The sequence below is a fragment of the Rhizobium sp. CC1099 genome (assembly GCF_029714385.1).
Taxonomy (GTDB): Bacteria; Pseudomonadota; Alphaproteobacteria; order Rhizobiales; family Rhizobiaceae; genus Rhizobium.
Map to the genome: position 1 here is coordinate 127,475 of NZ_CP121642.1, position 17,171 is coordinate 144,645.

The window sequence follows — 17,171 nt, forward strand, 5'->3', positions numbered from 1 at the left end:
CCGTGTTCATGCGTGACCTCCCGTCGCGAGGCGCATGATGCTTTCCTGACTGGCCTCGTTTCTCGTTAATTCTCCTGTCACCCGGCCCTGGCTCATCACGACCACCCGATCGCTCATGCCGAGGACCTCAGGCAATTCCGAGGAGATCATCAGGATTGCCAGCCCTTGGCGCGCGAAGTCAGTCATGAGCCGGTGGATCTCCGATTTCGATCCGACGTCGATGCCGCGCGTCGGCTCGTCGAGGATCAGGAGTTTCAGGTCGCCAAGCAGCCATTTCGCCAAGACGATTTTCTGCTGGTTTCCACCGCTGAGGTTTTCGGCGATCATCGCGCTGTCAGGCGTCTTGATCTTGAGCATCTTGATCATTCGCTGGGCGGCACTTTCCTCCTGCCGCTCGCTGATGAAGAGGCCAGATGCAAATTTCCTGAGATTCGCGAGCGAGATGTTTTCTCCGACCGAGCGGCATAGCACCAAACCTTCGGCCTTACGGTCCTCGGATACCATCGCAATGCCCTGCTTGATCGCGTCGGAAGGCGACGACACCTGGAGCTGGACGCCATTCAGCCAAATGCTGCCTTCGTCCAACCTGTCGAGCCCGAATATGACCCTGGCGACCTCGGTACGCCCGGCACCGATAAGTCCGGCCAATCCGACTATTTCACCCGCACGGACGTCGAAGCTGACATCATGGAACACGCCGTCTCGTCCGATGCCCTCAACCGACAGGACGACATCACCGATCGGGACGACCTCCTTTGGAAATATGCTGGAAATCGTCCGGCCGACCATCTGCGAGATGACCTTGCCGGCATCGTATTCGCTGGCCGGGCCGGCGGCCACGAATTGTCCGTCACGCATTACTGTGATGTCGTCGGCGATGTGGAAGATCTCGTCCATCTTGTGGGTGATGTAGATTATCGCAACGCCGTTTGCCTTGAGGTCGGCGATCTGGCGAAACAGCATCGCGACCTCGGTGTCGCTGATGGCGGAGGTCGGTTCGTCCATGATAACCAATGACGCCTGGCGCGATATCGCCTTCACGATCTCGATCAACTGCATGGCAGCGATCGACAGATCACGCATCCGCATTTCTGGATCGAAGCTGAGCCCGAGACGATCAAGAAGCGATCTGGTGTCGGCGTTCATTTTCTGGAAGTTCACGAACTTCGACAACACCCCGGTCGCCGCCATAGTCGGCTCGCGGCCGAGAAATATGTTCTCGGCGATCGTCATATCCAGGACTGGGCTGAGTTCCTGGTGGATCATCGAAATGCCACGCGCCAGCGCAGCACCAGTATTCTGCACTGACAGGGTTTCGCCGTTGAAGACGATCTCACCGCCGTCAATGGTGTAGACGCCGCTGAGGATTTTCATAAGCGTCGACTTGCCAGCGCCGTTTTCGCCGACCAGGACATGCACGGTGCCCGGACGCACTTTCAGATTCATACCGTCGAGCGCAAGGACGCCTGGAAACGACTTGGTGATGTCGCTCATCTCCAGCACGAACCGGCCGGACGCGCTGGTGTCAGGGCGCGCGTCATCCTTCGCCGAATTGATCGCCGTTGGCATTGATGCTTCCTCCCGGAATTGTTTTTTCGTCGCGCTCCAGGCGCTCCTCCGTGGGGCAGAAAACATCACAGCGGAGTGCAGTCTGTCAATTTAACGCTGGACGATTGTCCCAAATTCTCTCAGAAATACTTTCAATGTTTGGGAGATTGATATGAGTAGACCAACGATTGCAGATCTGGCGAAAGCCGCGAACGTCGGAATTTCCACCGTTGATCGCGTCTTGAACGGCCGCGACCCAGTCCGGCACCAAACCGCAGAGCGCGTATTGCAGGCGGCTCAGGAGATCGGCTTTCATGGCGTCACAGCCATTCGGCGTCGCATCGAAAACGACAAGCCGATTATTAAGTTTGGATTTCTCCTCAAGCAGTCGCACCGGAAGCTTTATCAGATGTGGGGGGAGGTGCTCAGCAAGGCCGTGGAGAATTTTCCTGACGCCCATGGTAGGGCTGTAGTCCGATTCATGGACGATCTCGAACCGGCGAAGGCGGCCGAGGCAATATTCGCTTTAAGTCGCGAGGTCGATGTGATCGGAACGATCACTTCGGATCATCCTCAGGTAAACCATGCGATTGATGGCCTTGCGGCGGAAGGAATCCCCGTATTCACGATGATTTCCGATCTCACCGGGGCGGGCCGGGCGGGCTATGTCGGAAACGACTGTGTCAAAAAGGGGAGGACCGCGGCCTGGTTCATCGACAACGTCAATCCACAGCCCGGAAAGGTCGGCGTCTTTGTTGGAAGCCACCGGTATCTGGCCCAAGAGCTCTGCGAAATGGGTTTTCGATCACACTTTCGGGAAAGCGCAAGGGAGTTCCAGATGATGGAGACCTTGGGCACGCTCGAGGAACCCGACATTGCTCATGATCTGACCAGAAAGATTCTGACGAGCGAGGACAACTGGGTCGGTCTCTACGTGGCTGGAGGTGGCATCACCGGGGTGATGAGGGCGTTGCGCGAAGATGGCGGTCCTGCCGCCCGACGTCTGGTGGTCGTTGCCCACGAGTTGACAAACGAAACCCGGACTGGACTGGCGGAAGGACTGATAAAGGCCGTTCTCTCCCATCCACCCAAGTTGCTCGCGGAAACGCTGGTGAGCGCAATGGCAAAGGCCGCGGGGGCAGATCGCTCCTCGCATCTCTCTCAGCACGTGTTGCCTTTTGAAATTTATACGGCCGCGAACATCTAGGCCATGTTGAGGACTGGGGTTACGCGTGGGGTCTCTATCCCGCACCCAACCATATCGGCTACAACAGGACTAAAGCCGCCGTCGCCGCCTTCACGCAAAACCTCGCGCGCGACTACGCGCCGGACAAGATCCGCGTCAACGTCGTGTGCCCCGGCGAAATCCATGCCCCGATGCTCGAAGCTGGCGTCAAACGATCGGGCCGCACAATTGCCGATCTCGATAAGTTGGTTCCGTTCGGCCGTATCGGAACGCCCGACGAGGTCGCTGCGCTGGTCGCGTTCCTAGCTTTGGATGAGGCTGCGTTCATGTGCGGGTCGCTCGTAGAGATAATTGGCGCGCAAGCCGTGGCCTGAACGGTAAGGCAAATCATATCGGCGCACCGATGTCGGATGTGCTCCCCGCGCGCCTTCGTCTTCGCCGGTGAGGTTATAAGCACCGGCAAGAAGATGGAAATGGCAATCCACGCGAAGAAGGATGGCACGATCGCCGAAACTCTCTTCAAGGCTGGCGGCGACATTAACGCCAAGGATTTGCTGATAGCTTCTGTTTGACAGCCTGTTCAACCGCATTAGGGGACTATCAGGGCTGCCGACAGGTGTCGAGCTGGTTTCACTCGACAAGCTTCTGTTTGACACATTGTTGAACTTTCGCACCGAGCGCGGTGATGGCGCGGCGGCACTTGCCGTTGATACCGCTAAGGGCGCGGGTAGCGCCGCCAGCATGCTAGCAGCCCGCTCAAAGGTCGAGGCAGCGATGACGGCCTTCATGGAGAAATCGGCCGCGTTGGACGGCGCTCAACTGCCAAAATCGTTCGATCAGGTCAGGGGCATCTACGCGCAGTTCGTGGACTTGCGTAAAGAAGTCGATCGTAATCTGGGCTTGGCTCTTGAGAACCGCGAGAACGGAACCGACAAGGCCGTGATGTCTCTCGGAGCGGATTTCCTGGCGGCACTGGAGACTGGTTCTACGGACTTGGAAGGCCAAATACGTTCGCTGGACCAAGGCCTCACGGGGCTGCTGCAGATCCGCGCGTATGCTTGGGCAACCCGCACGCTTGGAGGCGGCGGCTCGACCATCCTTCTCAACGCCATCGTAACGCAGCCTCGTCCTCTAACCACGCAAGATGCCGAGAAACTTGCGGGACTGGATGCAAGCGCTGCTTTTGCGTGGAAGGCGACAGGAGACCTCGTCGCGCATGCTTCTACCTCGACCACGCTCAAAGAAATCTATTCCGCTCCGGATAACGCCTATTTCGAAGGGGAATTTGCGGCCCAACGCTACAAGCTTATCGATGATCTCAAGAACGGACGTCCACCAGCGTTCAACCTCGATAGCTGGCGCACGACAGTTACGCCAGCTCTTGGCAAGCTTGCGTCGTCAACGATGAACGAAATCGACGCCAACGCCGAAGAGGCAAGGCGGGCGTCATTCGCCAAGGCAGCGGTCTATCTCGCTGGCTTCATTATCGTAATCACTGCTAGTGTGGCCTCGATGACCATCATCGTCGGTCGCGTGACCAAACCGATCGGTCGCCTGACGCGTTCGATGATTGCTTTGTCTCAGGGCGATACGAATATCAACGTTGCAGGACGCGTGCGACGGGATGAAATTGGCGAAATGGCGCGCGCAGTGGAAATCTTTCGAGAGGCGGCCATTCGTAACAGTCTGTTGGAAGCGGAAGCGACAGCCAATCGCGAGCAGGCCCAGAGAGATCGCATCGAAATACAGCAGATGGCTGAAGCCGAAGCCGAGATGCGTCTCAATCAGGCAACCGGTGCTCTCGCAGGTGCCTGCACCGGCTGGCCTCTGGCGATATGGTTTGCGAGATATCTACACCATTCGCAGCGCAATTCGAAGCTTTGCGACACGACTTTAACAGCTCTGTAAGCCAGCTTCGCGAAACTCTATCGAGTGTCGGCACATCCGTTCATAGCGTCAACGACGGAGCCCATGAGATCTCGTCGGCTTCTGATGACCTTGCTCGTCGGACGGAGCAACAAGCCGCTTCACTTGAGGAGACCGCCGCCGCACTTGAGGAGATTACGGCCAACGTGACAGCGACATCTTTGCGCGTCGGAGATGCGCGCAATACTGTCAAGAATGCTCGTTCAAAAGCCGATAGTTCAAGCGCTGTCGTGCAAAACGCCATATCAGCTATGGAGCGGATTGAGCGATCCTCTCAGCAGATCGGCCAAATCATTGGCGTTATCGACGAAATCGCTTTTCAGACAAACCTCCTGGCTCACGCGGGCGTGGAAGCCGCGCGAGCAGGCGACGCAGGCAAGGGCTTTGCTGTCGTCGCGCAGGAAGTACGCGAATTGGCGCAGCCTTCTGCTAAAGCGGCAAAGGAGATCAAGGAATTGATCAACACTTCTGCACACGCAGTTGAAGAGGGCGTCGAGCTCGTAGGACATACGGGCGTTGGACTCGGAGAAATCGCAGAGCTCGTGATATCCGTGAATGAGGACATGGAAGCAATTGCAACGGCGGCTCAGGAACCGGTCTTTCGGAAATAAACACAGCCATCAATCACATGGATCAAGCCACGCAGAGAAACGCTGCAATGGTCGAAGAGATGAGTGCCGCTGGGGCAGGGCTTGCGAACGAGTGTGTCAACCTGCGCACCCTTCTTTCAAATTTTCAACTCGGTCAGCAGGTCGCAGTTCTTAACATGACAGCAGCCAGTTTGAGGCAGGATGTCGTCCAACCGATCTTCGCGCGAGCGAATTCCCGTTCTCGATAGCCGCGAAAAATCGAATGCTTCATCTTGCTCGGGTCAAACTACGCCGCTCGCTCGCAGTGCCATGTGATCCCAATATGGGTTGAGGCCCTGATCCATCAGGGGTCCAACATCAAGACGAGCCGCTGGCGAGAGCCGTCGGCTCACAAACGTCTCTTACCATTCCGCTGCGATCAAACATCCACCGGTCATTCGGCAGAAATACCAGGCAAACGATCAAGGCTTCCAGATCGCGATGGTCAGTCCGGTCGTTTAGTGTTTTGAATGGGACCTAAGATAGCAGAAATTTCAGCGCAGCATACTCGCCCAGTTGAATGGAAACCTGGCTTGGATCGTGAACGTCTACTGCTCCACAAAGGCTTCCCGTCGTGATGACTGCGCCTGCTTTCAGCGACGAGGCGGGCCTGGATCGGTCATTCGCGTACTCGCAGAGCCAGGTCAGAACGTCTTTCGTCGGATGCTGAGCGGCATTGTCGAAAGCGACCTGCTTGTTGAGCCAAAGCTTGAGGGGAATATTCGACCCGGGCTGGAGGATTGCTAAGGGTAGGGCCGGCCCCCTAACATAACCAGCGTTTCCAAGGCGGTCTGCCAGAAAGGCCAGGAAGGAAACGCTGCCGCCTTCGGCAATGCCGCTCCAAACCAGTTCTGCGCCAAGATACACTTCTGAAACTGCGGCCTCGATATCGCTCCGCTCGTAGGCTCTATCCGTTTGAACAGGTAGATCCTTGTCGAGGCTGACCGCAATTTCGACCTCGATTTTCATACCTTTTCGCCAAGCGACTGGCGCATCGGACGGTTCATCTAGGTAAGGATACAGCGGAGCGACGACCGGACGACCGTCGGGCGATTTGGCGACCTTCCAGGCGGGGACGTCCGCCCCTTCCAGTTTCGACAACTGTCTCTGAACCTCTACTGCTTCCTCAATCGTTGAAGGCAGTGAAGTCAAGTGATTTGTCAAAACCTGACGATCTTCAAGACGAAGACTACGGAATTGATGAGCCAAAGCAATGATATCTGGAGCGAGCATATGGGTTTTTCTCTGGAGGGTCAGTCGGACGGCGGTGCTCGAACGATGATGGTTTTAGAATCGCCCGACCTTGCCGCGCTTAAAGGGGAGGTTGCTTGGCGAATGGTCACCATTCTTGAGGGCGCGGCCCCCTATTTCCACGCCCTTAAACGCAACAACATTGATTGTGACTGTATTCGCTATGACGCTTGGCTGATGCGCTCGCGAAACCTTTCGCTTCCCTGTTGAATATGGTCCAGGAGATCCATGACTGCCCAGTGACGCTCGGCAATGTCATAATCGGTGACTCGAGAATACACGCTCTCAAAGGTGCCCAGGCGCTTATGCCAGACCTTGGCGAGCCCGGGATAGCCCAGCGGCTCAGCCATCGCCGCAAGCGCCAGGAAAATTTCAAGTTCGCGGCGAAGATCACTGTCGTCGGAAGCATGCTTGTAAAGCCAGGCGTACAGGTCTGGGTGGATATTGGTAAAGACGCCGGAGAAGCCCTTCGAACCTGCCCGCATTGCGGCTGCGGCGATGGCCGCATTGGCGTTGACGATCGCCAAGCCAGAATCGCCGGAGAGCGCAACGCGTCGCTTGACCGTCTCTAGGTCGCAGGAGACATCCTTCAACGTTACGAAGCGGCCGGTGTCGCGGCACAGCTTGAACTCGTCATCGCTCAAGAGACGGCGATAGGGAGCCGGGCATTCGTACAGACCGAGAGCCAGGTCGCTCGGGAGCCAACTCAAGATGGCATCGAGGCCGGAACGAAATGCTTCGGTTCCGGCATTCCCCGTGTCGAGCCTGTTGCTGACCAGGACAAGTGCTTCGATGCCTGTTTCGGCCATCGCCACCAGTTCGGTGCGCTGGTCATCGCGGCTCTCGCTGATGTGGCCTGAAGAGATCACCGGCACACGCCCGCCAGCCAGCGAGACCACCCTTTTGGAAAGCTCAACTCGCTCTTTCAGGGACAACTTCTGCATCTCGCTCGACTGGCAGACGGCGAAGAGCGTATCTGCACCATTGGCGATATACCAATCCACAAGTCGCTCAAGACCCTCCCAATCGATCCGATTATCCGGGGTGAAAGGGGTCAGCATAACGGGGACGATCCCCTGGGCTTTGATCTTCATGATGTAATCTTTCGCTTTTTTTGATCGTTAAAGTGCAGTTCCTGCCGGCAAGCCTGCGGCAAAACCTGCCATCAGGCGGATCTGCGCGAGCAGCATGTCATTTCCATCAGACACGGTTGCGCCGGCTGCCTTAGCGGCGCGCAGTAGTGCCGTCTCGCCGCTTAAGCTGGCGATATCAGCGATGAGCATTTCAGGCCGTATCGCGGCAGCTGGCATAGGAAAGACGCTGTCCCCCTTGACGCCGATCGGAGACGCATTGATGACGATATCGTAGTCCCACCCTGTCGATCCATCGACCGAGACTGCGCATTCTTCACCACGAAAGGTGTTGACCATATTCGCGGTGAAAGCGACGGATTCGGCCGAAAGGTCCATAAGATCGATCTTCCCTACGCCTTCTTCAGCTAGCGCAAAGGCGATCGCGCGGCCTGCTCCGCCTGCTCCGACAATCAGCACACGGGCGCCGCGCAGTCGCGATTTCGCCTCTCCAAGTCCTTCAACGAAGCCCACCCCATCAAAAAGCGCGCCGTTCATCTGGCCGTCCTCTCCGCGCTGGACGCAGTTGACGGCACCGACTGCCTTCGCTGTCGGTGTGAGGGTTGAACACCTCTTTGCGGCCGCGACTTTGTGAGGAATCGTGGTGCTGATACCGCAGAGGTTGGGAATGGCAGAGAAGATATCCCACGCCGCCGCGAAATGTTCGGTGGTTATCAGGAATGGCACTGCATAGATGTTAACTTCGGCAGCCGCAAAGATCGGGTTAATCAGGCGCGGCGTTTGTACCTGGTGGATTGGATCGCCAAACACGGCGTAAATACGCGAGTTGCCGTCGAGGTTGGGTATATTCACTCGCATAATTTCATTCCTTGCTGAACAGGTTACGGCAGCGATCGATCGCAATGTCCATCACCTCCGCTGGGTCGCGAGACCACCAGTCGGTGGAGAAGATCTCTACCTCGACTGCTCCCTCGAACCCAGCACGTCGCATCATCGAGTGGATGCCGCCCAGGTCTATGATCCCATCTCCCATCATGCCTCGATCGGTCAGGAGATGCCGCGTAGGGATCAGCCAGTCGTTGACATGAAATCCAAAGAGCCGGCCGGCCTCGCCCGCACGCTCGATTTCGGCTCCCAGTCGCTCGTCCCACCAACAATGATAGACATCGACGACCACTCCGATGCCTGGTCCTAGTGCTTCGCACAAGGAATTTGCATGGGAGAGGCTGGAGATGACGGTGCGATCGCCCGTAAGCATAGGATGAAGTGGCTCAATGGCAAGCTTCACTCCAATCTTGCGTGCGCGCTCGAGGACTTTGCCAACTAGATCCTCGATCCGTCGTCTTGCTGAACCCAAATCCTTTTCATTGTCTCGCAAGCCTCCCGTAAACAGGAAGACATGATCAGCCTCAAATCTCGCTGCCCGCTCGAGCTCCGCCTCAGCCCGGTCAAGGCAATCGGCTGCCAACGGTCCAACGCGATTATAGCCCGAAACCGTCATCCCGAAATCTTGCAAAACAGAGAGAGCGTCTGTCTCGCCGACCTTGGCAATCTCGTCTCCCCAAATGGAAACGGTCTGAAGTCCTCGCTCCGAGCAGAGTCGAAGAAAGGTGAACATATCTGCTCTCTCGCGCACCGTGGCGTGGTTGAAGACAATGTCTGTCATCGGCTCCCCTTAAAGTTAAAGTATCAATGTCTCTCGGGACGAAATTTTACCTGACACCGAAGCCCCGTCGCCGTCGTCTTTTGCTAGGCGACCTTACCCAGGTGTCGGCGAACCTCTGGCGCGAGCCATGGAGAAACATAGCCGCGGTCAGCCTCTTCGATGAGCGATCCCGGCGGCACAAGTTCGTCAATCTGGTCAAGCGTCGCTGCCTGAAGAACGACCTCGAACCCGGCTTCCATGCCCTTGAACTGCTCGAGCGTGCGAGGCCCCAGGATCACGGATGTCACTGCGGCGTGTGCGAGGGGGAACGCCTGAGCCATATGCATCAGCGACAAGCCAGTCTCAGTTGCGACACGCTCAAGTTCGGGGAGCAGGTCCAGCTTGCGCCTGTTGCCCTCGCGCTGCATGTCGAAGCGAGACTGTAGGATGGGATAATGCTGTCCCCATTGCCCTTTGACGCGCTCGGCCCGGGAACCAGACGGCGCTGAGCCATCGGCTTTGTATTTGCCGGTCAACCAGCCACCGTTCAGGGGGCTCCAGGCGGTAAATCCCATACGATAGTGTTGAACTGCGGGAAGGGTTTCTCTCTCCACGGCGCGTTGAAAGATCGAGTAGGGGGAGCTCTCGTTGATGAACCGTGCCGTCTTATTCAAGCGGCTAACCGATTGAGTTTCTGCAAGGTACCAGCTGGGCAGTGTCGAGGAGCCGATGTACCGAACCTTGCCCTGGGTCACGAGGTCGCTAAGAGCGCCCAGTGTCTCATCGAGATCCGTTTGGAGGTCGGGCCGATGCATTTGGTAAAGATCAATATGGTCGGTATTCAGCCGGCGCAGGCTGTTTTCGACCTGCTTCATAATCCAGTAGCGTGAGCCGCCCTGTTCGTTGCGTCCTTCACCGGCCGCCAGACGAAACTTGGTTGCGAGAACCACCTTGTCGCGACGGCCTGCAATCGCTTTGCCGACGATCTCTTCGGCCTCTCCATGGGAATACGTGTCCGCAGTGTCGATGAAGTTGATGCCGCGGTCCACGGCATGGTGGACGATGTCTATGCACTCTTTTTCGTCAGTATTCCCATCTGATCCGTAGCTCATGGTTCCCAGCATGTATTCGCTGACCTGAACTCCGGTCCTCCCAAGGTAACGATACCTCATAACCGACGCCTCTCTGCGAGTTTGAAAGCGGCTCCGTTCGGATGGTGTTCACGCACGATCTGCGATCGCCGGGCACACCGATGCCGTCGGCTTATTTCAGCCGGCGAAAAGCCTGAACACGGGCCGTCGAAACCAATCTTCGCGTCGACGATCGGCGCGTGGATGGTAATGTCTTGGCAGAGGCCGGATGGACGGATTATTCACCCACCATCCAGCATTTTCATCTGCAGTTAGGTCGACTTACTGCGCCTTCGCGAGTGCCGCGCCATACCGCTCGATCAGCTCATCGTAGGCATCTGCCGGCGAACCGTCTTTCAGAATCATTCTCTGGAAAGCTTCGCCCAGGATGGTGTGATACGTGGAGAGGATCGGGGTATAAGCAACGGTTTGGCCACGCTGGGCCACCAGGTCAGCCCACTGCTTCTGATCCTTACCGGCATCGCTCTGGAAGTATGGAGCAGTGTATGCCGACTTGCGCGACACCACTTCACCGCCCTCAGCTGCGAAGGCTTGCGCTTCCGGAGACACCATGAACTTCACGAATGTCCAAGCGGCATCCTGATTGGCTGTCTTCTTGTTGATCGCGATATTGTAGCTGTAGACCGTTTGTTTGTCGTTTGCCGTATACCCAGGCGCCGGCGCCCAGGCTAGGTCATCACCGCCACCTTGCTGCTTCACGGTCTTGTAGCGATAAAGGCCAAATACCGCCATTGCTGCGCTGCCAGACCGGATTGCGTCGTGAACTTCATTGAACCCCATCTGCGCGCTGCGCAGCGGAGTTACCTTGCACTTCGTGTAGAAGTCTTTGATGGTCTGCGCCGCCTTGATAAACGATTCCTTTGAAAAGGCGATCTTGCCATCAGTGGTGAAGTATTCGCCGCCATTCCCAGGCAGCATTGTGCTCAAGAAGAATTCTCCGAGGCTCTGAGCACCACCGAGGCCGCCTGTCGCGCCGAGCGGAACTGCGAATGGGATCGTATCGGCCTCGCCGAATTTGGCGCCCGTCGCGCACACTTCATCCCAAGTCGTAGGCGGCTTGACCCCGGCCTTCTCCAACAAGCTCTTGCGATAGAAGAGGATCGGAATGCGGAAATCCTGGGGAAGGGCATAAAGTTTTCCGGCGACCTTCGTACCCGACAGCGGCAGGAGCCAATCCTCATCCGGAATGCCGTCCTTCTTCACCAAATCATCGAGTTCGAGAAGATTTCCAGTGGCGGCGAATTCCGATACAGCAAAGCCGACGACGCGGATCACGTCCGGTGTCTGGCTGCCGGACTTGATGGCACGCGATGCTGTTTGCCCGGTCGGATCGACTAGGAACTTGACCTTGATGTCAGGGTATTTCGCCTGAAAAGCGTCGACCATCTTGGTCTGGGCCGCCGACCGTGGGTCCTTCGAATTGTTTGGATCTAGGAACGTCTGGTAAATGATTTCCTTGCTCTGAGCAAAGGCTTGCGGAGCAAGGAAAGCAAAGGTGGCGGTACTGATTCCGAGCGCCGCGATCGCATTGATGAGTTGGCGTTTTGATGTGGCTTGCATGCGTCTTCCTCCCAGTTGAAACAAGGTGCTGTGTGGATGCTTTTAGTAGGCCATCAGCCTTTGACGGCGCCTGCCGTCAGCCCGGAGATGAACCACTTTTGAACGAAGCCGAACATGAGGATGACCGGCATCGAGGCGATCATGACGAAGGCCATCATGTAGGACCAAGAGATGCCGATGGCGTCGAAAACCTGATTGACGAGAGCGACCTGCAGGGTCCGCTTTGCTACCTCGGGCGCAAAAACTGCGACGGTAATATAGTCGTTCCAGGTGGTCACAATGCCGATCGTCGCGACTGCCGCTATACCTGGACGTATCAGCGGCAAAATCAGGCTCCAGATAATTTGGAACCGGGACGCGCCATCGATCATTGCCGAGTCCTCGATCTCTACCGGAACGGCTTCGACGAAATTTGCGATGAACCAGACGGTCTGCGGGATGATCCTCGCGGAAAGGATGATCGTCACCACGATACCACTATTGAGCAAACCGACCGCTTCCAGCAGGTAATAGGTCGGAACCAGCAAAGCGACACCTGGCACCATCGAGGTCGCAAGAACTACCAGCATCAAGGTGCGCTTACCTTTGAAAGAAAAGCGTGCAGCAGCGTAGCCCGCTGGAATGCCGACGAGGAGAGCGATGATCACGGCGCCGACGGAGTAAGCAACCGAGTTCCAAAGATCGTTCAAGAACGCCGCGTCCTGGAAGACCTTAATGTAGTTCTCCAGAGTAGCCGAACTTGGCAAGATTGTCGGGGGAACAGCAACCGCTTCCACTTCCGTCTTGAAGGAGGTCGCGAAAGCCCAAAGCACTGGCCCGAGAACGATGATTGCGATCACGAGCGATCCCAAGATCGCTGGAATCTGGCCGCTTGAGCGGTTCGAAAGAGCGTTACTCATATTGCAATCCTATCCCGTAACGCGGCCGGTAAGCCGGCTGTAGAGAGCACCAAGCGCGACATTGATGAGAAGCACGACGATCGAGACGACTGCGGTCGGTCCGATGTTGACGGCCTGAACTGTCCCGCGGAAGGCTTCGAAACTCAGCGTGGTCGTCGACCCCAGTGGTCCGCCGCCAGTCATGACAATGATCAATGTCATCAAGGTCAGGTACATGATGGAAAGCGTCAGCGCGGTACTGCCCAGGGTCGGGAGAATTTCAGTGAGCGTGACGTAACGAAACTTCACGAATGCCCCCCCTCCATCGATCTCTACGGCTTCGTAAAGTTCTTTCGGGATGGACTGCATGGCTGCTGTCGCCATCACCATCACATATGGGAACGACCACCAGGCTGTAACGATAATGATAAGGGGCAAGGCCATTCCTGGGTCCCCCAACATCAGTCCGGGATCAATACCCAGCTTCTGGATCACATAAGGTATCGGCCCGAACGAGGGGTTGAGGAGCCAGAGCCAGATGCTGCCCACGACCGACATGGACAGCGTCCAGGGAAAAAGGATGAAAACGCGCAGCGCAGAACCCGTAACCCCCGCACGGTTCAAAACCAGCGCTGAGGCCATTCCAAGGATGATGGCGCCCGCTAGAGATCCGACGACGTAGGCTAAGGATATGAAAGTCGTGTCCCAGAACTCGGATGAGCTCAGAACTTCGACGTAATTGGCGAAACCCGCAAAGCCTACAAGATCGTAATATTTCGTTTTCTGGAAGCTCAACCAGACCACGAAGATTGTAGGATAGAGCGTCACAAGAAACAGGATCAGAACAGCAGGGGTAAACCAAAGAAAGGGTGCCCAACTAAAGCGGTGTGCGCCGTCGCTGGCGTCTACGACGTCGCTTGCAAGGGTCGTCCCGCCTTGGTTAGCGCTGACTTGTAGCGGAGGTATCGACATTCGATTACTAATCCCGTGTGGCGTCTCAGGCAGAGTGGGGTCGTCGCGTGCTCAGGACAGGCGGCGGCCAGTGCTCTCGCTGAAGAGATGAACGCGTGAAAGATCGGGGGCTACGGTGATGGTCTCGCCGACTTTCGGCAGAACTCGATCTCGGAAGATGCAGACAATGGTCTGGGAGCCATGCCGAGCAATGATCTGCGTTTCCGACCCTGTTGGTTCGACGACCGTAACGGCGAGGGGCATTCCTTCGTCACTAAGAGTCAGATGCTCAGGACGAACGCCGTAAATTACCTTGTCCGATGTATCGGCTATGCTTACAGGCAGGGGAAGAGTGTGGCCGTCCTCAAGAACGAACCGACCCTGCTCGACTTTGCCTTTAAGGAAGTTCATCGACGGCGATCCGATGAAACCGGCGACGAATATATTGGCGGGGTAATCATAAAGCTCAAGCGGCGCACCGACTTGCTCAACATGACCGTCGTGCATGACAACGATCTTGTCGGCCATAGTCATTGCCTCGACCTGGTCATGGGTCACGTAGACAGTCGTTGTTTTGAGCCGCTGATGCAGTTCCTTGATCTCAGCGCGCATTTGCACGCGCAACTTTGCATCGAGGTTCGAAAGCGGCTCGTCGAACAGGAACACCTGCGGATTACGAACAATCGCTCTGCCCATCGCGACACGCTGCCGTTGCCCGCCCGAGAGTTCGCGAGGGTAACGATCAAGGAGTTTCGTGAGGCTGAGGATTTCAGCTGCTCGTTGAACGCGCGTTGCCCGCTCCTCGCGGGGCGCCTTTTTCAGCTTCAAAGAGAAGCCCATGTTTTCCGCAACGGTCATATGCGGATAAAGGGCATAGTTCTGGAAGACCATCGCGATATCTCTGGCCTTGGGAGGAACATCGTTGACCGTGCGTCCGCCAATCTGGATCTCGCCGCCTGAGATGTTTTCCAGGCCTGCAATCATCCTCAACAGAGTTGACTTTCCGCAGCCCGAGGGTCCGACGAGGGTTACAAATTCCCCTTCATTGATGTCGACTGACACGCCATGAAGCACGGGTACGGCGCCGTAAGCTTTGCGAACGGACTTGAGCTCGACACTAGCCAACTGTTTCCTCCTACCGGCCACCGAAGCGGCCACCTAATCCTGACGCGATCTCCTCGATCGCTATCGGAACGTTATTCCATTAAGAAAGGCGGGTGTCAACAGACCTCAGGGGCGAATGGACATGCCCTGATAACTAATTAGGATTTTTAGATAATGTTTCCAACCACTTGCGAACTTCTCGAAGCGTTGGTTTGGGGGCTAGGGGAGGCGATCCGATACGGCCAAAGTTGCGAAAGTTCCTCGGCCGTGGCCTTCACCTGTTCCGCTAACTGCGGGAGTACGGGCGGGGAAAAGTGGTGGATGGGTCCCGCAATGCTCACCGTTCCAACAACCTGGCCTCCAACGCGAATGACAGCAGCAACAGCGGCGACGCCGGGTTCGGCTTCCTCGATCGCTGTGGCCCATCCCCGTTCTTCAGTCTCATCCAAAGCTGCAGAAAATGTCTGCTTAGACGTGATAACCCGCGGACCGCCCAGGTCTGTCCGTCCCAACCCACTGGCAACGGCCCTGGCCAACGCCTCCTCCCGATCCAGCGTCGCTAGCCAGGCTTTTCCGTTGGCGGTCGTGTGCAACGGGACCTTTGCAACGAGTTCCGGCTGGTAAATCAGGCCGGACCGCATTCCTTGCGAATGAGAGATCCACGTCAAACCATCTGGATCCAGGATCGCAATCCTGCCAAGTCCCTTGGTATTGCTGGCCAACCGGTCCAGAATCGGTTGACAGATATCGGGGATTCTTGTCCCGGCCAGCAGGCGCTGGCCCATCACAGCGAGACGCAACGAAAGCCGGTAGAAACCGTTCTCAGGATCCTGTTCGGCCCAACCTAAGTCACACAGACTGTTGAGCAGGCGATGAGCTGCGCTCTTTGGCACGTCCAGCCGGCGGCTGATTTCGCCTAACGACAGTCCAGTGGCGTTCTCACTCAACAGCGTGATGACGTCGAAACAACGGTCTAGAAGGGATTTGACAAGTCGCATGGTACCACGATATTCGATTTATCGGAACGCTATTCCAATAGCATTGCGAGAGGCGTTTCACAAGGAGCCGCTTCAACGGCGGTTAGAACATCAATCCGCGCACCGTCGGATTTCATCCGGCGACCGCACTTGATCTGTTTAATCATGGCTCCTCACCTTGATAAACCCGCAATAAACGGAGTCGAGATGAAGATCGCAGTATTCGACGTCAGCCACTGGCATTTTCCGCTGTACATTCCTGCGCTGAAGGATCCGGGTATCGAGGTAATCGGCATATCGGACAGCGCTTCATTTGCTGGGGCTCGTTTTTCCGATCTGCTCAACTGCAAGCTCTATGGTTCCAATGATGAGCTCATCAGTCAGGACTTCGACTTCGCGCTCGTATTTAGCCGTCATTCCGACATGGCTGAACTCGCTGAGCGGCTGATCGCCAAAGGCAAGCCCTTCCTTATAGAGAAGCCATGCGGGGCAAATCTCGAGGAAGTTCGTCATATCCGCAAACTTTCTGAGAAACATGGCGTCTTTGTAAGCGTGCCTCTCATTATGCGCGTGAGCGACCTGGGCGATCGCCTCTCGCCGGCTGCAGGATTCACGCCGGAAGGATTCCAGCATCTCTCCTTCAGGTTTATCGTAGGGTCGGTGGCTCGTTATGAGCGAAACGGATGCGGTTGGATGCTTGACAAGGCGCTCGCGGGAGGTGGGTCGATGCTGAACGTTGGCATTCACTTCATCGACATGATTGCAAACCTGACGCAGTCCCCGATCACTCATGTCTCAGGCGAGGTCCAGATTTACCGACCTGATGTAACTGTCGACGAACAGGCTGTGTTCACCTGCCGCAATGGTTCAGGACAGATCGGAGTAATCGAGACTGGCTATTTGTATCCCTCCACAGCCGAGGATCAGCGAGATTTTGCGTTCTCGATCTCGCATCGTCAATCTTACATTCGCGGTTACGCTGACCAGTTCTATGCGAAGTCGCGTGAAACCGAGAAGGCTAGCTCAACGACAATCGAATACAATACGGACGAGTATTACCCGGTTTTCCTTCGCCGCAGCTGGGCGGATCTCGCAAATGGTCGCCCTCCCGTTACAGGCCTGCTCGAAGCGGAACGCGCACTGGCCGTCATCGAAGCGGGGTACCGTTCGGCGGCAAACGGGGGAGCCCCGGAACAGGTCGATCCTAATACCTAGTTCGGCGCTTAACAGTTGTCCGGCGGCGCGATGACTCTCGTCTCGTGCTGGATAGTCAG

13 protein-coding genes and 2 pseudogenes are annotated in these 17,171 nt (G+C 56.6%); 4 read left to right on the top strand and 11 right to left on the bottom strand.

Translation table 11 applies throughout. From position 1 onward, the window contains the following. Positions 1 to 6: 6 nt before the first annotated feature. Positions 7 to 1,494 carry a sugar ABC transporter ATP-binding protein gene (locus tag QA644_RS21820; protein ID WP_283073984.1) on the bottom strand — a complete coding sequence of 496 codons (1,488 nt, stop codon included), beginning with the start codon at positions 1,492 to 1,494 and terminating at the stop codon, positions 7 to 9. A 226-nt stretch (positions 1,495 to 1,720) separates the two neighbouring features. On the opposite strand from QA644_RS21820, the gene QA644_RS21825 reads away from it, so the two are divergent. From QA644_RS21825 to QA644_RS21835, 3 genes and pseudogenes are all read left to right on the top strand, one after another. Further along, positions 1,721 to 2,755, top strand: coding sequence for a LacI family DNA-binding transcriptional regulator (locus QA644_RS21825; protein ID WP_349254135.1), 1,035 nt, complete (start codon positions 1,721 to 1,723; stop codon positions 2,753 to 2,755). Between the two features lie 26 nt (positions 2,756 to 2,781). Further along, positions 2,782 to 3,108, top strand: a pseudogene (locus tag QA644_RS21830) (SDR family oxidoreductase); the annotation flags it as partial. Positions 3,109 to 3,298: 190 nt separating this feature from the next. After that, positions 3,299 to 5,411: pseudogene (locus QA644_RS21835) on the top strand (HAMP domain-containing methyl-accepting chemotaxis protein); the annotation flags it as partial. A gap of 355 nt (positions 5,412 to 5,766) precedes the next feature. Here QA644_RS21835 and QA644_RS21840 read toward each other — a convergent pair. From QA644_RS21840 to QA644_RS21885, 10 genes are all read right to left on the bottom strand, one after another. Further along, on the bottom strand, positions 5,767 to 6,522 hold the full coding sequence (locus QA644_RS21840; protein ID WP_283073330.1) for a 2-keto-4-pentenoate hydratase: 756 nt from the start codon (positions 6,520 to 6,522) through the stop codon (positions 5,767 to 5,769). 179 nt (positions 6,523 to 6,701) lie between these two features. Then, positions 6,702 to 7,634 carry a dihydrodipicolinate synthase family protein gene (locus QA644_RS21845; protein ID WP_283073331.1) on the bottom strand — a complete coding sequence of 311 codons (933 nt, stop codon included), beginning with the start codon at positions 7,632 to 7,634 and terminating at the stop codon, positions 6,702 to 6,704. 27 nt (positions 7,635 to 7,661) lie between these two features. Next, positions 7,662 to 8,534 carry a ThiF family adenylyltransferase gene (locus QA644_RS21850; RefSeq protein ID WP_283073332.1) on the bottom strand — a complete coding sequence of 291 codons (873 nt, stop codon included), beginning with the start codon at positions 8,532 to 8,534 and terminating at the stop codon, positions 7,662 to 7,664. Beyond that, complete coding sequence (locus QA644_RS21855) at positions 8,494 to 9,297, bottom strand: sugar phosphate isomerase/epimerase family protein (protein WP_283073333.1); 804 nt, start codon at positions 9,295 to 9,297, stop codon at positions 8,494 to 8,496. Before QA644_RS21855 ends, QA644_RS21850 begins: the two co-directional genes overlap by 41 nt. Before the next feature lie 83 nt (positions 9,298 to 9,380). Next, positions 9,381 to 10,400, bottom strand: coding sequence for an aldo/keto reductase (locus QA644_RS21860; protein ID WP_349254136.1), 1,020 nt, complete (start codon positions 10,398 to 10,400; stop codon positions 9,381 to 9,383). A 288-nt stretch (positions 10,401 to 10,688) separates the two neighbouring features. Further along, positions 10,689 to 11,987, bottom strand: a complete 1,299-nt coding sequence (locus QA644_RS21865) for a sugar ABC transporter substrate-binding protein (RefSeq protein ID WP_283073335.1) — start codon at positions 11,985 to 11,987, stop codon at positions 10,689 to 10,691. A gap of 53 nt (positions 11,988 to 12,040) precedes the next feature. Then, positions 12,041 to 12,886, bottom strand: a complete 846-nt coding sequence (locus QA644_RS21870; RefSeq protein WP_283073336.1) for a carbohydrate ABC transporter permease — start codon at positions 12,884 to 12,886, stop codon at positions 12,041 to 12,043. 9 nt (positions 12,887 to 12,895) lie between these two features. Beyond that, positions 12,896 to 13,837 (bottom strand): sugar ABC transporter permease, encoded by a 942-nt coding sequence (locus QA644_RS21875; protein ID WP_283073337.1) that lies wholly within the window; start codon positions 13,835 to 13,837, stop codon positions 12,896 to 12,898. Positions 13,838 to 13,888: 51 nt separating this feature from the next. After that, a complete protein-coding gene (gene ugpC, locus QA644_RS21880) occupies positions 13,889 to 14,941 on the bottom strand; it encodes a sn-glycerol-3-phosphate ABC transporter ATP-binding protein UgpC (protein WP_283073985.1) in 1,053 nt (350 codons plus the stop codon). Positions 14,942 to 15,087: 146 nt separating this feature from the next. Continuing rightward, positions 15,088 to 15,918 (bottom strand): IclR family transcriptional regulator, encoded by an 831-nt coding sequence (locus tag QA644_RS21885; protein WP_283073338.1) that lies wholly within the window; start codon positions 15,916 to 15,918, stop codon positions 15,088 to 15,090. Positions 15,919 to 16,104: 186 nt separating this feature from the next. Between QA644_RS21885 and QA644_RS21890 the strand changes: the two genes are divergently transcribed. Beyond that, positions 16,105 to 17,112, top strand: coding sequence for a Gfo/Idh/MocA family oxidoreductase (locus tag QA644_RS21890; protein WP_283073339.1), 1,008 nt, complete (start codon positions 16,105 to 16,107; stop codon positions 17,110 to 17,112). Positions 17,113 to 17,171 lie beyond the last annotated feature (59 nt).